The organism is Leptolyngbya cf. ectocarpi LEGE 11479 (assembly GCF_015207065.1).
Lineage (GTDB): Bacteria > Cyanobacteriota > Cyanobacteriia > Phormidesmidales > Phormidesmidaceae > Leptothoe > Leptothoe ectocarpi.
Map to the genome: position 1 here is coordinate 22,321 of NZ_JADEXP010000014.1, position 17,729 is coordinate 40,049.

10 protein-coding genes are annotated in these 17,729 nt (G+C 50.7%); 5 read left to right on the forward strand and 5 right to left on the reverse strand.

The window, feature by feature from the left end:
* Positions 1–7: 7 nt before the first annotated feature.
* Positions 8–2,131: an adenylate/guanylate cyclase domain-containing protein gene (locus IQ260_RS03200; RefSeq protein WP_193990781.1), complete on the reverse strand. Its 2,124-nt coding sequence runs from the start codon at positions 2,129–2,131 to the stop codon at positions 8–10.
* 356 nt (positions 2,132–2,487) lie between these two features.
* Here IQ260_RS03200 and IQ260_RS03205 point away from each other — a divergent pair, with 356 nt between their 5' ends.
* From IQ260_RS03205 to IQ260_RS03225, 5 genes are all read left to right on the forward strand, one after another.
* On the forward strand, positions 2,488–5,361 hold the full coding sequence (locus IQ260_RS03205; RefSeq protein ID WP_193990783.1) for an alpha/beta fold hydrolase: 2,874 nt from the start codon (positions 2,488–2,490) through the stop codon (positions 5,359–5,361).
* Between the two features lie 89 nt (positions 5,362–5,450).
* Positions 5,451–6,803: a lipase family protein gene (locus tag IQ260_RS03210; protein WP_193990785.1), complete on the forward strand. Its 1,353-nt coding sequence runs from the start codon at positions 5,451–5,453 to the stop codon at positions 6,801–6,803.
* 445 nt (positions 6,804–7,248) lie between these two features.
* Positions 7,249–8,949 (forward strand): EF-hand domain-containing protein, encoded by a 1,701-nt coding sequence (locus tag IQ260_RS03215; RefSeq protein ID WP_193990787.1) that lies wholly within the window; start codon positions 7,249–7,251, stop codon positions 8,947–8,949.
* A gap of 108 nt (positions 8,950–9,057) precedes the next feature.
* Entirely contained in the window at positions 9,058–10,713 is a 1,656-nt protein-coding gene (locus IQ260_RS03220) for an urea transporter (protein ID WP_193990789.1), read from the forward strand.
* Positions 10,714–10,840: 127 nt separating this feature from the next.
* Positions 10,841–11,815 carry a nucleoside hydrolase gene (locus tag IQ260_RS03225; protein ID WP_193990791.1) on the forward strand — a complete coding sequence of 325 codons (975 nt, stop codon included), beginning with the start codon at positions 10,841–10,843 and terminating at the stop codon, positions 11,813–11,815.
* 256 nt (positions 11,816–12,071) lie between these two features.
* Here the strand turns inward: IQ260_RS03225 and IQ260_RS03230 are convergent, their stop codons facing one another.
* The 4 genes from IQ260_RS03230 to IQ260_RS03245 form a co-directional block, all read right to left on the reverse strand.
* Positions 12,072–12,755: a response regulator transcription factor gene (locus IQ260_RS03230; RefSeq protein WP_193990793.1), complete on the reverse strand. Its 684-nt coding sequence runs from the start codon at positions 12,753–12,755 to the stop codon at positions 12,072–12,074.
* Between the two features lie 26 nt (positions 12,756–12,781).
* Complete coding sequence (locus tag IQ260_RS03235; protein ID WP_193990795.1) at positions 12,782–14,179, reverse strand: sensor histidine kinase; 1,398 nt, start codon at positions 14,177–14,179, stop codon at positions 12,782–12,784.
* A 501-nt stretch (positions 14,180–14,680) separates the two neighbouring features.
* A complete protein-coding gene (locus IQ260_RS03240; protein WP_193990797.1) occupies positions 14,681–15,472 on the reverse strand; it encodes a DUF928 domain-containing protein in 792 nt (263 codons plus the stop codon).
* Positions 15,473–15,526: 54 nt separating this feature from the next.
* Positions 15,527–17,729 (reverse strand): CHASE2 domain-containing protein (locus IQ260_RS03245; protein WP_193990799.1); only part of this gene is annotated, 2,203 nt, incomplete at its 5' end.

Here is a 17,729-nt window from a genome sequence, read left to right on the forward strand (position 1 = left end):
TATAAAGCTAAAACTTAATGGCCCAGGTAGATTCCTCTCCTCCGGCGGTTACAGAAGCAAAGTCATACCGATCCTGGAGTAATTCATACATGGGCTGCGTTACCAGGATTTGATCCGGTTGGGCCTGCTGACACAGGTGAGCAGCCATCTCAACCGTTTCGCCCCAGATTTTGTAGGTGAGCTGATGAGCGCCAACAAGCCCTCCGATAACGGGGCCAGTATGGATACCGACCGATAGCTTTAAGTCTAAGTCGCCCCTCAAATCGCTCCTCAAACGGTGCACCACCGCCATCAAGGCAATGGCCAAATTGACGGCACGTTCCATGTGATCAAGGTACATAGAGGACAGCCCGCACACGGCCACAAAAGTACCGTCCGCCGTATTTTGCGGGTCAATCCCTGCTTTGTGGGTGAGTTCATCAAAAGAACGACTCAGCTGATTGAGGATGTGGGCGGTTTCTTCCACTGATTTAGTTTGAGAGAGTTTAGCTAAACCGACCAAGCGCCCATAGACAATGCTGGACTGGGAGGCTGTATCGACGATCGGCTCTCCTCCTTTTGCATCTTTGAAACGTTTGACAGCGCTCAAAGGCATTAAGTTAAGCAACAGCTTCTCATTTTCCAACTTTTGTTGGGTGACGGCTTGGGTTGTCTGCTTTAATCTTGCCATCAGACGATTGACCTGCTGTCCTAAGCGACCAAAAACCCCCTCAGAGTCTCCGGGAATGTTGACCTCCCCATCATCCTGACCGATTTTATCTAGCGCTTCAGTAAGTCGATTGGCAGGAGCTAAGAGCTGATGGGTCATCGCGTTTGCTACGATTGTTACCAGCAGCATAATGATGATTGTGGCCGTGAGTAAATACGCCTGCAGCTGATGGAGTGGCCGATAAATTTCATTGGCATCCATCTCTGTCAAAATCACCCAGTTCAAGCCATTGAGGTTAAGCGGTGCATAGGAAGCAAACACTGTGTCTCCATGAAATGGGTCAGACACTATGGTAAATCCGTCTTCTCCGCCCAGGGCTCTAGCGGTGGCCTCATTGTCTATTTTCTGAAATAGAATGGGTGTGCCCAGGCTCTCTACCAGCTGTACTGTATCGTCTGAAGCACCGCTGCGGCGCAGAGCCTTGCGATATTTTTCGGGCTGCTCGATCAAGTAGCGAGAGGTTGAGCGCATATAGCCATCTGCACCCAAGAGAAAGGTTTCTCCTGTTCTACCCAGACCGTCGTTTTCCCAATCTTTAAAACCTGTCGTGATTTCATTGAGTTGCTCAACATTGAGCTGCACGGCCAGGATGCCAACCTCATGGGGACCGTTATAAATCGGGGCCGCCATAAAAATAACAGGTTCACCATAGGAGGGATGATATGCCTGAAAATCGACAACCTGAACCGCTCCCTTTTCAGGATGTTCCTGAACTCTTCTTACCACCTCAGCCAGGTTGCTATCCTGATAAGCACCGTTGACCAAATTGGTGCCGATATCGGTTTCTTTGATGACGGAATACACCACGTCCCCTGTTTGATAGTCAATCAGCAACAGATCGTAAAAGCGAAACTTTTGGATCAGCTCTGTCAACGTTTCGTGAAATTCGGCGTGAAATTCACTGTATTCACTACCGTTTTTTGCATCGGCTAGTTTGTATTTTTCGCCAATGGGAAAGGGGTTTTGGGCAATATAGTGGTGATGTAAGTATCTTTCGGCCTGACTTCTAGGCTGGTAGAGATCATAGCTAGGAGTTGTGGTTAGATTTTTAGCCAGGTTAGGAAAAAACTCCTGGTCATAAAAGGTCTTAAGTTCAGTGTCCCACTGCTCTGGAATATAAATTTGATCTAGCTTTTTAAAGCCGCGCTTAAACTTGATCATCGACTCAATTACCATGTGGTTTTGAGCGAGAATATCTACCTTATTCTTAACAACGTTAAAGTGGTGCTCAACCTGATGAGCCTTAGACGCACGCACGCTGGTCAAATGGTTAATGGCATCGTTTTTGATGGTAATTTTGTTTCGATGCCAGCCGAGATATCCCATCACAGAGATCGCACCAAAGCTCACACCAAGAATGAGCATGGGTAGCTTGGACTTAACGCTAAGGTAGCTGAGCAATCGTTTATAAACGGAGATCATGGGGAGTAGAGGTGTGTAAAGAGTCGTAATAAAGAGACTTATCTGCCCATGCTATGCATGATTTACTAGAACAAAAAGCATACATAATATTTAAGAATCATTGTTTTGCGAGGCCAGTGTGACTGTGGTGAAAGCCTGAGTATATCGATGTTTTGCCTCGGTTGTTCTCAGTTAAGAAATCTATACTTTGCGGCTGGCATAGCCGAAATAAACCTATGGAAAAGTTTGGAATTTAGCAAATAAGCTGAGACCAATCTGAACAACAATAGTTGAATCCGCCCATTATGCTGCCAGCAGCCAGTCTATGCTCAAGATACGAGCATAGACTGGAATGTTTACATAACGGGTGCTGTTTGATGTCAAGATTTTCCACGTGGATCGACCTACTTCAACACAGGGCAAAGACTCAGCGCGATCAAACCGCCTATGTTTTTTTGCAAGATGGGGAGCAAGAAACCCTGAGGCTGTCTTATCAACAGCTAGACACCCAGGCGCGGGCAATTGCCGCGCAGCTCCATACCCTCGGCGGTCAGGGGGAACGGGCGCTGCTGCTGTATCCCTCTGGTCTGGAGTTTATTGCGGCGTTTTTGGGGTGTTTGTATGCGGGGGTGATTGCAGTACCGGCATACCCGCCCCGCCCCAATCAAAAGATGACGCGGTTGTCAGCAATCGTTACGGACGCCGACGCTAAACTATTGCTGACAACCCAAGGGCTTTTACAAAAGATAGAAAGCCAATTTTCCCAAGATCTAGACATCTTGCACTTTATAGCCACTGACGGGATCGCCAACCACCAGGCCGAGCATTGGCAAAAACCAGACATTAGCAGTGATACCCTGGCGTTTTTGCAATACACCTCCGGGTCCACTGGCACCCCCAAAGGTGTCATGGTCAGCCATAGTAATTTGCTGTGCAACTGCGCGTCCATGGTCAAAGCCTTGGATCTCAGGCCAGATAGTGTGATGGTGTCATGGCTACCCAGCTTCCATGATATGGGGCTTATTTTAGGGATGCTTAAACCCTTGTCTCAGGGGGTGCCAACCATTTTGATGCCGCCTACCGCGTTCGTGCAGCGGCCGCTACGCTGGCTACAGGCTATTTCTCACTACCGGGCAACCCATTCCGGTGGGCCTAACTTTGCCTATGAGCTATGTATCAATAAGGTTAAATCAGAGCAGTTAGACACCCTCGATCTGAGTAGCTGGCGGTGCGCCTTGAATGGGGCAGAACCTGTTCGTCGTCAAACCCTAGAACGCTTTACTCAAAAGTTCAAACCGTATGGTTTCCGCTCTAATGCTCTATTTCCTTGCTACGGCATGGCGGAAGCCACATTAATGATCTCTGGCGGGTTAGCCGATGCAGACCCCATTTACAGTTTGGTTGAGGCCAACCAGCTAGAACAAAATCAGATTCTAGAAGCCTCATCCAATATCCAAAGCGTTAGGTCTTTAACTGGGTGTGGTCGAGCTTTGCTCGATACCAGGGTTGTGATTGCTGACCCAGATACCCGGACCCAGTGTGCGCCCAACCAGGTCGGGGAGATCTGGACCTCAGGGCTGAGCGTGGCCCAGGGCTACTGGCAACGCCCTGGACAAACTCAAGAGACGTTTGATGCACACCTGCAAGACACGGGCGAAGGGCCATTTCTGCGCACGGGCGATTTGGGATTTTTGCAAAGTGGTGAGCTTTACATCACCGGGCGACTGAAGGATGTGGTGATTATTCGAGGTCGCAATCACTATCCCCAAGATATTGAACTCACGGTGCAGCAGAGTCATCCAGCCTTAAAACCCGAGAGTGGTGCAGCCTTTGCCATCGATATGGAGAACGAAGAGCAGCTGGTGGTGGTGCAAGAAGTGCGGCGCCAGGCCCTGCGGCATCTAGATGTGGCTGCGATCGCAGCTGCGATCCGTCGCGCCATTGCCGAGGAGCATGACCTCCAGGTCTATGCCATTGTGCTTCTCAAGACCGCCAGTATTCTTAAGACCTCTAGCGGCAAAATCCAGCGGCAGGCTTGCAAAAAAGGATTCCTGATGGAAACGCTCAATGTCGTCGGTGAGTGGCGACAGCCCATGGCTGCACCTGAGCCTGCTGCCGTTTCTGGGGCTGCTTCTGGAGACGCTTCTAGGGCTGCACCCCCCACCGAAGCGATAATTCAGGCCTGGTTGGAGGCCAAGTTATCCACCCTGCTGCGGATGCCTCCCCAGGCAATCAACCCGCAGATGTCCCTGGTCCAGTACGGTCTAGATTCATTGACCCTGGTAACCCTGGCCAGTGAGCTAGAGGAATGGTTAGGATTTCAGCTGCCGAGCCAGGTGGTGTACGAACATCCCACCATGGCTGCTCTGGCCCATGCCTTGGCCCATGCCAGCCCAGACGATCACCAACGTTCTTCCTGCTTAGTGCCCCTACAGTCCCAGGGAACAAAGCCACCCTTCTTTTGTATTCATCCCCTGGCGGGTGTTGTCTTTCCTTACTATCCGCTGGTGCGGGTGTTCGGCCACGACCGACCGTTTTGGGCCTTGCAGTCGGTGGGGCTAGAGGGGGGATCGCAGCCGTTAACCACAATCGAAGCAATGGCCGCTCATTATCTTGAAGCTTTGCTCCAGCTCCAGCCCCAAGATCCTTACTATTTGGGCGGATGGTCATTTGGGGCTTATGTGGCCTTAGAAATGGCTACCCAGCTGAGGCAGCAGGGGCAACGAGTGGCCAAGGTGGTGCTGTTAGATACGCCGCCGCTTTCGACCAATAAACTGACCAATCTAGTCGATCTGACGACATTCTTTCTGACCTCGTCAGCCCCCCATATTTGGCCCTATGTCGCTGATTATGCCCACCTGCGACTAGCTGGGGAGCCGTCTGCCCAAGCTCCTGATCTGTGGACGTTTATGGGTCTTCTTACTCCAGACAATATTGCCAGGCTGATAGAACAGGAATCAAGATTGATGACATTTCGCCAACCGGCTCTACAGGGCCTGCTACAGGTAATACAAGCCAACACCGAAGCCATGCTTAACTACCAACCCAAACCCTATCCGGGAAAAATTACGTTATTTCATGCCGACCCAGTTTTTGGCAACAATCGACAAGATGCTGTAACGGGCTGGCTCAAGTTTGCAATGCAGGGCACTGAGGTTTATAAAATTCCAGGACACCATTTTTCATTGCTGAGATCGCCCCATGTGGAGACCCTAGCTCGTAAGCTTAACAACTGTCTTGACGAGGTTTAAGCCAGTCAACTACCAACGTTCTTCTCACGTTTTCCTGCTGTTTTCCCATTACTTCATCACCGACATTCCATCACTTAAATTCAGTCACTATGATCAATAGCAAAATACCCCCCACGCTCCAAAGCGGTTTTAGTTTTGATGAAGCTCTATTAACCGCCGGATTTTGTAAGCAAATCTATGCCATCTTTCAGCAAGATGATGGCTCTGTAGATGACACCGAACTAGAAGAAATCTACAATGCTGTTCACGGTCGCCAGGGCTGGAAATTTGCCCACAGTATTCGTAATGACGATACCAATGTGCGCGGCATGATCCTCAAAAGACAGGATGCTCAACAATATACCGTCGTATTCCGGGGATCGATTTTGACCGATCGCGGCGGTGTAGAACTAACCGACCTTGCCACCGATATGCAGTGGGATCTGGTCAAGTATGGCACCATGACTGATGCAAAGGTCAAAGTTGTCCAGGGATTATTTTTGGCCTTTGAGTCTGTTGCTGATGAAATCAAACTGTTTTTCAAAACCTTAGCCGGTCAGCTTAAATCCAAAGACTTTCAAAGTTTAAACCAGCTCTCCCCCGAACGAACGCTAGCCTGCGCCACCGCCATGGCCGATGCTGGCACCATTCGCCTGGGAGCCGAGTTTGAACAACCGGTGAAAGGGCTAATTGCGGAAGCCCTTGAAGATGGAGAAATTGGCAACAATGACGAACTTGAACACATCATCGCGGTCGAACAAGCCGCCTTACTCAAACTAGATGCCCTCCCTGAGCCCCTAGAAGTTTATGTCACAGGTCATAGCCTAGGCGGCGGCTTAGCCCACCTGGGTGCACTTGCACTACACCGCAATCTTAAAGCGGCGTCCATCAAAACCAAAACCTATTCGATCGCCGCCCCGAAAGTTGGCAATGATGCCTTTGCCCAGTACTACCATCAGCAAATTCCTGAGGGCATGAGCTACCGTATCGAAAATTGGTTTGATCCTGTCCCTAATCTGCCGCTATCGGTTCCATTTCCCCTGAGTATGTTTGCGGCCAGTGGTCTCAGAATTGGCGATTTTTATCTGGGGGACTGTGTGCCCGTTGGGGAGTCCCACAATGTGGTTGGTTTGGGTTCCCAAGGGGTCTCGATCGATTTTGGGGGAGCGTTAGAATTTTTGGGGGGTATTCCTTTTCCCCACAGCTTTGACACTTACATCATGTTGTTAAAAGAAGATCAGGAGCGTTGGCAGGGGATTTGGCGACCTATTCAAGATGTTTTAGGCACGTTTATCAAGGGGGTGCTTCAAGATCATCAGGCTGAAATTCAAGCAACCTTTCAAGCAGAAATTCAAGCTTTGAAACAGGCTGTGGATAGCCTGAGCATGGAGATTCAAACCCTGAAGCAAGAAAGGCAAACAGCGTCGCTGAATAATAGTCAGCCGGTTGAAACAGAAAAGTAGATGCTGCCCTAGGACACACTTTGTTATTGACGTATACCAAGCGGCGACTTACGTGCTGCACTGATTTTATGACCTGGTCACGTGAAAGCTTGATTTTCTGGGATGACGCTGAATGCGGTATGGCTTTGATATAGCAATTATTTAACTGTTTTGAGTCAGTTATTCTCGGTTAAGAAATTTATACTTTACTGCTGCAATAGTCGGGTTAAACCGCCATAAGAGTTTAGGATCTAATGAGTTACTCAAGATAATAGTGTTGTTTTTCAGAGGGGGAGAAAGCCTTCATAAGGTTAGCCTGTCTCAGTTATTTCAGAGATCGGCAACTCTCCATCTCAACCGCCATACAAGCTATTATTTCGGTTGTTGCAGCCAGCTCGGCTCGGAAGTTTGCTTCTCATGTCTGAAGCAGCTTGCTTGAAAAATTTTCCTTAAGGGTGCTGAATTAATGACTATAGCTAGTCCCCCAGACCGCCCTCTATCGTTGTATTTGCCTAGGCCTCGCAACGCAATTGGCCCTTACCTGAGAATTGCATCTATCAACGATGTGTATGACATCACCAGCTATCCCTATGTAGAAACGGTGATTCAGGCGCTCAAGCAAACTGCAGAGAATGCAGTGGTGATTGCGACACTCAGCGGCGATTTTCTTTCCCCTTGCTTAATTTCATCTCTAGATGGCGGCAAAGCCATGCTCGACATTTTGAAGGTGGTGAATATTGACTACCTTTGTTTTGGTAATCATGAGTTTGATATTCGACTAGATATCCTACGTGAGCGATTCAAAAGCTATACCGGCAAGTGCCTCAATGGCAATATTTCCAACCTGTCAATTACCGATGCCAGCGGTCAGCTTTTGCCCAAGTATGATGTGGTTGAAGTGGGTCGTCATCGAGTTGCTTTTTCAGGATTTTGCACCAACAATACCGATAGCTTTCGCCCTGGTAGCGATCTCATTCTCCAGCCCATTTTTGAGGCGCTTCAGGCAACCTGGTCCAAATGTGAGGCCGACCTGATTATCCCCCTGACCCATCAAACAATTGGGGAAGACCGTGAACTGGCCGATCAAATTGACGACGACGATCAGCTTAGGGGGCTGGTACCGGTGATTCTTGGCGGTCATGAGCACGAAATTTTTATTGAGGAAATCAGTCAGAGTCTGATTGTGAAGGCGGGGTCTGATGCCACTAATGTCGTCATCGTTGATATCTGGTGGGATATTGACGATCAGATGCACACCGCTGTTCATCTGCTGCCCGCCAGCCACTTTGAGGCCGATCCCAACGCCCGGATGTTTGTGGAAATCACCCAGCGATTGCTAGGATCGCTGATGGATGTGGAAATCTTTGAGGTTAAAGCGGCCATGTCCTCGAAACGAACACGGTTTCAGCCTGAAAAAGTCGCTTCAACCCTGTGTTCTTATATCAAAAAAAGCTCCCCAGGGATGGACTTGGTCATGCTTCAGGGGGGCTGTGTGCGGGGCGATCGCAACTACGCCGCTGGGTCATCTTTTACCTATGGGGATCTGCTCGAAGAGATTCCCTTTGATACTGAGATAGCGGTCATTCAGGTGCCGGGATATGTGTTGCAAACAGCCATTACGCTCACCCGTAGTACCCCTGACCGGGAAGTTTCCAGCTTTCTCCATGCCGATTTAGACGTGGAAATTGAAGACCACCCTAGTCACAAAATCGTCAGTATCAATCACAGTCCCTTCGATGCTCAAAAGATTTACAGCTTGGGTATTTATCAGTTTTTGTTAACCGGTATGAATGAGATTAAACCTCTGCTGGACTATGTCAACGCCAACGGCGGTGCACCGACTATCGAACAATGTCTGCCGGCCAAAAACTTAATTCTGGAAAGCTGCATGAAAGATGCCTGGCGTACCCTGGTCAATTTTGAGCAGTGGGATACCAACAACGATGGACAAATATCAAAAGCTGAGCTGGAAGAGGCCGTTAAACAAGCGTTTGTCTCGCTTGACCACAATCAGGACGGCTATGTGTCTCCTATCGAATTACAGACTGCACTAGTAGAGCGCACCGGGCGTGCTCAAAAGGGATTGATCAGCATGATGTTTAAAACCCTCGATACCGACGGCGATGGCCAGGTATCAATGGCGGAGCTGGCATCGCTGGCGATATAGGGTTTTTAGGATCAGCAGCCGGATCTTTGCTGTTTGTTCGAGGGTAATCCAAATCAAAAGTTCCTTATTTTTGAATATGGCCAATCAAATCGCTTTCAAAATTGACCGATGACAAATTCAAGTCCGGCAACAGCCCCGCTGCCGCTGCACGAATTAATTGCCCACCTGCTGGCACCAGAGGCTTCCCAGCAAATGCCAGAGACCATTACAGGCACGATGCAGTGGCTCAACCGCAGGCTTGCGTCCCAGCCAAAATTAGACTTCATCAACGCAACTCTGCGAGGAATTGGTCAGGTCATTTTTGCTAATAATCCCGTCAGCGGCTTTTTGATTCTGTTGGCCATGACAATTGAATCTCCCTGGTTGGGGCTGTTGGCACTATTGGGTACTGTTACCGCTACCTTCACTGCGATGCTGCTGAACCAGATTCCTATCGGGTCGCCTGCTGCCAACCGGGGCATGATTCAAAATGGCATTTTTGGCCTCAACGGCATGCTAGTCGGGGCTGCGATGGGCTTCTTCGGAACCTTTGGCAACGGTGAATGGAACGTTATTTGGCTGGTAGCTGCGATCGCACTGTCAGCCCTGTCGGCATTCGTGATGCAAACCGTGGGGGTGTGGTTTACCTCTCGGTTTCGGGTGGCCCCCCTGGGGATTCCCTTTATCGGGGTGATGATGACATTTTTGGTGTTGATTGCGATCTTACCCCAGTCCCTGTTCGATCTGGGACCACCCCCATCGCCCTTCCCAGAGAGCACAATAGACGGTTCACAGCTGATACAGTCGTTACCGTTGGGACTGGCTCAGGTATATTTTTCCAGCAATCTCACCTCTGTTGCCCTAGTGGTTCTGGCAATTGCCATTTGCACCCCAATGGGAGCCCTGGTCGGTCTGCTGGGGTGTGCAATGTATCTGCTGGCCGGGCTAGTAATGCGGGCCAGGCCAGATGAAATCTATCTTGGACTGTGGGGCTACAACGCCGTGCTCACGGCGATGGCTATTGGCGGCACCTTTTACACACCCACTCGGCTTAGTATTGCTCTGGCAGGTTTAGGAGCATTTCTGGCCTCAGTGTTGAGTTGGCTGTTGGTGCCCTGGTTTGGAGCTGTGGGTTTGCCCATATTGGCAGTACCGTTTGTGATCGTTACCATCGGGATATTTCTGATTTTACAGCGATCGATTCCCTCCCTGGTACCTGTGGCACTGCACACCGTGGCCAGCCCTGAGGAACACCGTCAGCGCTTTGAGGTCGCGCAGGGCATTATTGCCCACTTCCGTCGAGATCTGGCGGCGGCGATTGCAGGCGATCGCCAAACTCGGTTGTTTGATCGAGCCTCCCCTAGTACAAAAAGCGACCTGCGCTACATTTTTGACACAATTGACCAAGACCGTAGCAGCCAGCTTTCCTTAGAAGAACTCAGCTATCACCTGCAGCAGTCCAGTCAAGACTTATCCAAAAGCGAGATTGGCCGTCTCTTTAAGGGGTTGGATCGCGATAAAAGCCACACAATTGACTTTGCTGAATTCGGTGAGCTGATGCTACGTCACCGACAGTTGATGGCCAAATATGACGACTTTGTCACCTATTTTCTACCCATCGATGCCAACGAAGACGACACCATCAGCCTACGGGAAATAAATGTGGCGATGGCCAGCGTTAGCGAGCGGCCCCTATCGTCGAAGGATATGCAGTTTCTCCAGAATCACATCGATGGTCAGCCCCTAACCTGGAATCGTTTTATTGAACTACTGCTGGTCATCTAGGAAGCACTCCCACCCTTACCTCATTCCGTAACCCTGCCCAGGGAGTTCACCAACCCTCTAGAACCCACTATTACAGCAAGATTTACTCGTAAATTGTCTTACGCATCCTCAAGAGATTTAAGCCATTATGACTGACCCCACCAAAATCATTCTCGATACCGATCCCGGCGGCGACGATATTTTCGTATTTCTATGGTTGTTAAGCCTGGTCAAACAGGGATTGGTTGATCTAGTCGCCATTACAGCTGCGGAGGGTAATGTGGCAGCCCGTAACACCTTCACCAACAGCGCCCAAATTCTAGAGCTGGCTGGATTCTCCACTATTCCGATCGGTCGTGCCGTATCCTTGCAATCCGATCCAGGAGAAAACGCCGGTCACATTCACGGGACAGATGGCATGGGCAATCTATCGCGCACACTGCCATCGTCAGCCCGAGACTTTGACTCAGCTCAAAGTGCCGACGACCTGCTGATCGAAGCCCTTAACGCCGATCCGGGTCAGATTACCATCCTTGCCATTGGTCCCCTGACCAACCTGGCCGCTGCAGAAGCCAAACAGCCCGGTATTCTCAAAAAAGCCAAAGAAATTGTGGTGATGGGGGGAGCCTTTCACTGTCGGGGCAACGTTACCCCAACGGCGGAGTTTAACATTTGGTTTAATCCCAAAGCCGCTCAGGTCGTCTTCGACAGTCGTGACGACATTGTGGTGCTGCCCCTGGATGTGACTCGAGATCTGGTGTTCACCCAAACGATGGCGGAGATAGTTACCCAGCATAATGCCCACAGCAATTTGGCTCAGTTTGTGGTGAAGCTCTGTCGATTCATGGTGAGTACCGCCCTGAAATACCGGGCAACAGGTGGAATCCCTGGTTTCTTAGTTCACGATGCGGCGACGGTGGGCTATCTTTTTTACCCTGAGACGCTGATGCTCAGACGGGCCAGAGTTCAGGTGGAAACCCAGGGGGAATGGACGCTAGGTCAGACCCTGATGGACGAACGCCACAGAGCCAAGTCCGGTACCAATGCCTGGGTTGCCCTGCAGGTTGATAGCCCTAACTTTTTCACCAGCTTTGTCGAAGACTTAAAGCATTTAATTGAGTAGTTGCTCTAAGAGCTTGCACCTGTGTTGGTCATGAGGCTTCAGCCCACGTTGGGTTCAAAACCCACCGCTAGTCGATGGTTGTCCACTCAAGGGACAAGTTGGGTGTGAGGTTCTATATCTAGAGCTTTCAGCGATCTTCAACCCCTTTAGCTCATATCTTGCACTAAGATTGGCCATGTAGCTGAAGCCCGCGCTGGGTTTTGAACCCTGGGCGAGTTGGCGCTTCCCCGCCAGGTGAAAGATCTAAGTGGGCCAATTACTCCCTCAGCACGTAGCCCACACCGCGTACGGTCTGGATCAGCCGCTTTTCGGCTTCGGCTTCTAGCTTTAACCGCAGATAGCGAATATACACCTCAATAATGTTGGAGTCGCCCATAAAGTCATAGCCCCAGACTTTTTCTAAAATCTGATCGCGGGTCAGTACCTGCCGGGGATGGGCAATCAAATAATCCAATAGGTCAAATTCTTTGGCCGTTAGCTCAATGCCCCGATCGCCGCGAAAGACCTCGCGGGTTTTGCGATTCAGGGTGAGGGTTTCAAACTGTAGTGTTTCGGCTTCTTGGGGGTCGTTGCGACGCAGGTGAGCCCGCACACGGGCCAGCAGTTCTTCGATGCTAAAGGGTTTGACCACATAGTCATCGGCTCCGGCATCTAGACCGGCGACCCGGTCGGCCACATCGTCTTTAGCCGTCAGAAAAATAATCGGTATCTGGGAGCCGGTACTGCGCAATCGACGGCAGACTTCCACACCCGCTAGACCAGGCATCATCCAATCCAGCAAAATCAGGTCTGGTACATTGTCTCGAGCGGCCATTAGCCCGGACAGGCCATCGTTGGCCACAGCAACGTCGTAGCCTTCGTAGGAGAGTTCCATCTGCACAAATTTGGCCAGTTGGACTTCATCTTCGATGACTAAAATTTTGGCTGAGGTCTCTGTCATAATGCTTGACTCCGGTAATAGCCTGATTAGGTTGGCAGACTAACGGTGAATATACTACCGTCACCTGGTTTGGACTGTACCTTAATTTTGCCTCGCATGCCTTCTACTAGGGTTTTAACGATGGATAATCCGAGGCCGGTTCCCCCGGTCATCCGGGAGCGGTCTTCGTCTACTCGGTAAAAGGGTTCAAAGATTTGAGTCAGGTCAGCTGTGGGAATGCCTCGACCGCGATCGCACACTTGAATCACTGCCCATTCCCCCTCCTGGCTCAGACGTACATTCACAACCGTATCGTCTTCAGAATATTTAACGGCATTATCAACCAGATTGATCAGCACCTGCTTTAATCGATTCCGGTCGGCCCGCGCATCAATGCCAGCACTCTGAATATCAACCTGGACTCGGTCGCTCGGATAACGGCACATTTCGACCGTGTCTATAATCATGTCCTTTAAAGGAACACGCTCTAAATGAAACCGAATATGACCGCCATCAGCCCGAGCTAGATCGAGCAGGTCCTGTAATAAACGAATGGTACGGTCCGCTTCCGAGGCCGCAATTTCCAGCCCCTCTCGCTGGGGTTCGGTCAGCGTATTGCAGCGACGCAATGTACTTTGCAAATAGCCATGGACCAACGTTAAAGGCGTGCGTAACTCGTGGGACACATCGCTGACAAATCGGCGCTGCTGCTCCCAAGACCCAGATAATCGGCCTAGCATCATATTAAATGCCTGAGCCAAATCTCGAACCTCAGTCGGAGCCCGGTCAAGTTCCAGACGGGTATCCGCCAAATTATCAGACGACACATCTGCCGCCAGCTCATTCATTTTGCAAATTGGCTTGATGGACTGGCGCACATAGATGGCAATCACCAGGGCCGACAGACCAATGACAAAAATACTAGCCAGGGTGAGATCGCGGGTGACAACGGCAAAACTGCGCTGATTTTGAGTAATATCATCAATAACAAACAAATCCCCCACCAGACTACCGTTGACTTCTAGGGGGGAAATACAAACAATTAGCTCGCGACCTTGGATGGCCACACTGTCTAGTTTCTTAGTGGCAGGCAGACTCAGAACCTCTGCTGCAAATCCGTCTTTCTTCCACGAGCCCATATCAAGGGTCTCGGACTGGGCGATCAGATCGCCTTCGGGGGAACGAATCCAAATAGCGGTATCAGCTGTAGAACGATAGTTGATAACTTTCTCCAGCGCTTTTTTAGATGGCATACTCTCATCCATCCAGGCCACATCTTGACCAAATCGATCAGCGATTTCCAGGGCATTTTCTTTATGGCCCTTGATCAAAATCTGCTGCATTCTAAAGTTACCCCAGGCGGTCATGCCGCCAAAACCAATAATAGAGGCTAGCACCATGCCAGCAGTAAGGCGAAATTGAATACAACCTGGGTCAAATTTCATTGGAGTAACGCGCAGAGGGTGACAGCACAGAGTAAAACTTATTTATCTGACCTCACTTTAGCCAGGCAAGCTGAGATAATCCTGATAAATAGCCCAGATGAACCTAATAGAAATGGCTGAAAAGTCCTTGATATTTAGCCGTTTTGCCATAGCGACTGAGGTTGGTACGACACTATCACTATCCCATTACTCGGCAGCACCTATCAGGGAAAACGTCGCCCAGGCTAAGGGATTTTCATATTTCTGTCGGATAGCAGGCATAGCCCACCGCAGAGTCTGTGCTAGTAGATAAGGATGATAAAACTCAACTATTAGTTGAACTGTAGTGTTATCAGGCATCTCCTATCGAGAAATCATGACATTATCAAAAGAAACTATAGATGGCCTAATAAATCAGCGACGTAGTTAGCCGTTGTTTTTTGGCTGTTTCATACAGGCATCTCCGATGGCAGCCTAGGAGAAAGTCTCTTAGTAGCAACAAGAGAATCTTGCATATGAGGGTTAGCGCAGCGCAGCGTCTGATGAACCTGTTTCTGATAGGCCCGATTCTGGACAGTCAACAGCTAAGCAACAATCAACCAACGTTGCCTCCATTAAATTATGTAGCTGAACCATAGGATGAGCCAACAAACTCTGCCACGAATCTGTCCACTGCTCTGTTTCAGCCTGATGAGATGGCTGCATCAACAGAGTATGGACCATGTCGTACCAGAGACCCTGAGTAGCGAACAGTGCCGGTTTTTCAGCATCTGCCATAGTTTCTAGATGGGTCTGCAGCTCATCACTGAGGGCTCGACGGACAATCATGCCACCGGACTCTTTTCCACCTGTGTACTGAATCTTGTCGGTGTTGAACTGTGCACAGTCCAGACTCACCCGCCAGCGATAGTACTGGTCTGGTTCTAGCGCTGGAGCCGTGTCAGGTAGTGTGTAGAGACTAATGCCAGGGCCGTCGATTTGATCAAAGGTGACTCGGTGAAGAATCTCTTTGGAGCGCTCATCTCTAAGCTCAAAGGTAAGATTTGTTGCCGGTTCAGACACATAAATGCCAAAGGTGGGATGCGCCATCAAGGTTTCTCCCCAGTTGGTTTGGGTGGGTTGTACGGCGGTTAGATCAATACAGCCGCCGCGACTGCCTGCATTCCAGGTATTGGACGGGGCACCTCGGTTGGGAGGATTGTACTGTAGGGCCAGAACCGGCAGTCCCACGCTCAGCGTGGTGAGGGCGGCCACTGAGCTAACTAACACTGAGCTGATTAAAGATTTTTGGGCTAAATACGACAGTCGAGACATGGAGGCAGACTCCCTATGCGTACTAGTTGTAACTACGTGGCTTGCAGCGATTTGTCAGGAATGGCTGCTGGGCGGCTCTTGGCCTGCGAGTCTTTGGTATGCGATCGCACCGCCACTGGCCCCCACCAAAGCCATGGCACCGGGCACCAGCGGCATCCACAGACCGATAGTCAAGAGCAGCACCCAGCTGATGCCATACAGCAGCAGCGTCGCTATCCCTAAACTTAAACACCACACAATCCAGGGCCGTCGTTTAACCGTTAGTCCACAGCCTATCAAAGCCCAGCTAGCAATCCATAGCCAGTCAACCCAGGGGGACGTACTTTTTAACAAAGCTTCTTCATCCAGAGCCGCCGCCAAAAGATGGTGAATCGTTTGGGCATGGATATCAATGCCCGGGACTTTTGCCCCCTGACCGGTTCCCAGGGGGGTTAGAAAATAATCCGTCGGGTTTGAGGTGGGCGCACTCATACCAATCAGAACGGCACGAGCATCCAAATTTTCCAGCCTGGCCTCACCGCTCAGTAACTCAGACAGCGTCATCCGCTCAGCCACGGGGCCATATCGCAATAATATCTGAAACCCGCGAGCATCAACGTCTTGATAACCTCCACTGCGGTTTTCCAAGGGAGTGAGGGTGGCCGCACCGAGACGCAGACGCTGATCGTCTATGGTTTCTAGCTGAATGCCCTGGGCATCTAAATAATGTAGGGCCGTCAGCATGGCTAACGATGTACGACTGGTGCAGGGGCTGGTGGTGTCCGGCTGGGCAAAGAGCAGCTGTCGTCGCAGTACACCGTCCGGGTCTATCACCACATTGCTAAAGCCCACCTGTTCTTCAGGTAGCTGCGGGGGGGGACCAATGCCCCCCTGGTTGCCGCCACCGGCCTGGCCAAAGCTACACAGGGTTACCACGTTATTGTTCTGAAAGCGTTGTCCGAGGGGTGTGGACGGTGACGCCTCAGGGCGAAAAATATCGAGACCGATCACCCTGGGCTGATGGGGGTTCAGCTGATCAATGGCCTGGGCCAGTACCTCATCAGGTAGCGGATAGCCATAGGTATTGACATCTTCTGTCGTGGCCTCCACCAAGAGCACCCGTTGCTGACGTTGCTTAATCGTCCGGGCAGGCTGCTGCCGCATCAGCCGGTCGTAGGCTGCTAATTCTGGACGCTGTAGCATTCCCGTCCAGCGGAGAATACCCACACTGGCGGTGACCACGGCACCGAGGGTGAGCAGTGTTTTTATAGGAAGACCGCCCAGCGGTTTGGGCACCGGGTGCGACGGTGGGGCCGCGGGCGCACCCGTCAGCTGGGACCAGCCTTTGGGCAACACCGGATTAACTTGAAAAATGATCGGTAGCCAGCTGGCACAGGGAAAACGGTCTTCAAGCCCCTGCAGTCGTTCCCTAGCCTGTCGGGCTGCTAGATAAAGCGATGCACCGGTTACATAGGCATCTAAAAAGTATTTTAAGAAGGTTTGGGCCACCTGATCGGGAACAGGCTCTCGCATCAAGATCATTTGCGGCAGCCCCAGGGGAGCCAGGGCAGTGGCCAGCCCCAGACCGTCACAGGCATTAAAAATTGCCAGCTGTAGTCCCTGTCTAACGGCCTCTCGCAGACCGTACTTCAACTCTTCTAGGGTGAGGCTTTCCTGGGGATTGATAAAAATTTTGCCCGCCCCGGCCTCGGTACGGCCATGCCCGGCAAAAAAGAGTAAATCCCAGGGTTGTTCCCACAGCTGATCGGTAATCTGTTGCCGTCGAGGTTCAACTAAAAAAGTCACCTCAGCACCGGGAATAGCCTCCAGCAGCTGCCGATCGGCAGCTACATCAATGCCACTGCTGTCACCTAAAATGGCAAGAATCTTAACTGTTGAGTGCCGAGCCGGGCGCTCCTCCAGGCGTTTAAGGCTGGGGGTACCCAGGGCAATTTCAATCTGAGGGTAGCGGTCAACAATGTCCCACAGATGCCAGGGTAAATGCTGCAGATGAACATTAGTGGTGCGAATCACCAAGCGCACGGTGTCTGTCGGGCTAAGTTCCTCTCGCAGGGGCTGGTCAATGGCGATAAACGTGTGGGATAGCAGCCAGGTTTTGAGCTGGTCTCCTAGCTTTTTGGCTTCCTGCTGACACATTTCGGCAGTATGGATTGAACCCACATAGGTAATTTCCAGGGGCTGGATACGAACCGGTGTGCCCAGTAAGCGGTAGCTTTCTTGCCACTTGTGTAACTGTTGTAGCAAAGCGAGATTGGGT

What these genes read in the sequence shown, in the direction of transcription:
- IQ260_RS03200 (WP_193990781.1), bottom strand. Translation starts at nt 2,131, where the DNA reads ATGATCTCCGTTTATAAACGATTGCTCAGCTACCTTAGCGTTAAGTCC.
- IQ260_RS03205 (WP_193990783.1), top strand. Translation starts at nt 2,488, where the DNA reads ATGTCAAGATTTTCCACGTGGATCGACCTACTTCAACACAGGGCAAAG.
- IQ260_RS03210 (WP_193990785.1), top strand. Translation starts at nt 5,451, where the DNA reads ATGATCAATAGCAAAATACCCCCCACGCTCCAAAGCGGTTTTAGTTTT.
- IQ260_RS03215 (WP_193990787.1), top strand. Translation starts at nt 7,249, where the DNA reads ATGACTATAGCTAGTCCCCCAGACCGCCCTCTATCGTTGTATTTGCCT.
- IQ260_RS03220 (WP_193990789.1), top strand. Translation starts at nt 9,058, where the DNA reads ATGACAAATTCAAGTCCGGCAACAGCCCCGCTGCCGCTGCACGAATTA.
- IQ260_RS03225 (WP_193990791.1), top strand. Translation starts at nt 10,841, where the DNA reads ATGACTGACCCCACCAAAATCATTCTCGATACCGATCCCGGCGGCGAC.
- IQ260_RS03230 (WP_193990793.1), bottom strand. Translation starts at nt 12,755, where the DNA reads ATGACAGAGACCTCAGCCAAAATTTTAGTCATCGAAGATGAAGTCCAA.
- IQ260_RS03235 (WP_193990795.1), bottom strand. Translation starts at nt 14,179, where the DNA reads ATGAAATTTGACCCAGGTTGTATTCAATTTCGCCTTACTGCTGGCATG.
- IQ260_RS03240 (WP_193990797.1), bottom strand. Translation starts at nt 15,472, where the DNA reads ATGTCTCGACTGTCGTATTTAGCCCAAAAATCTTTAATCAGCTCAGTG.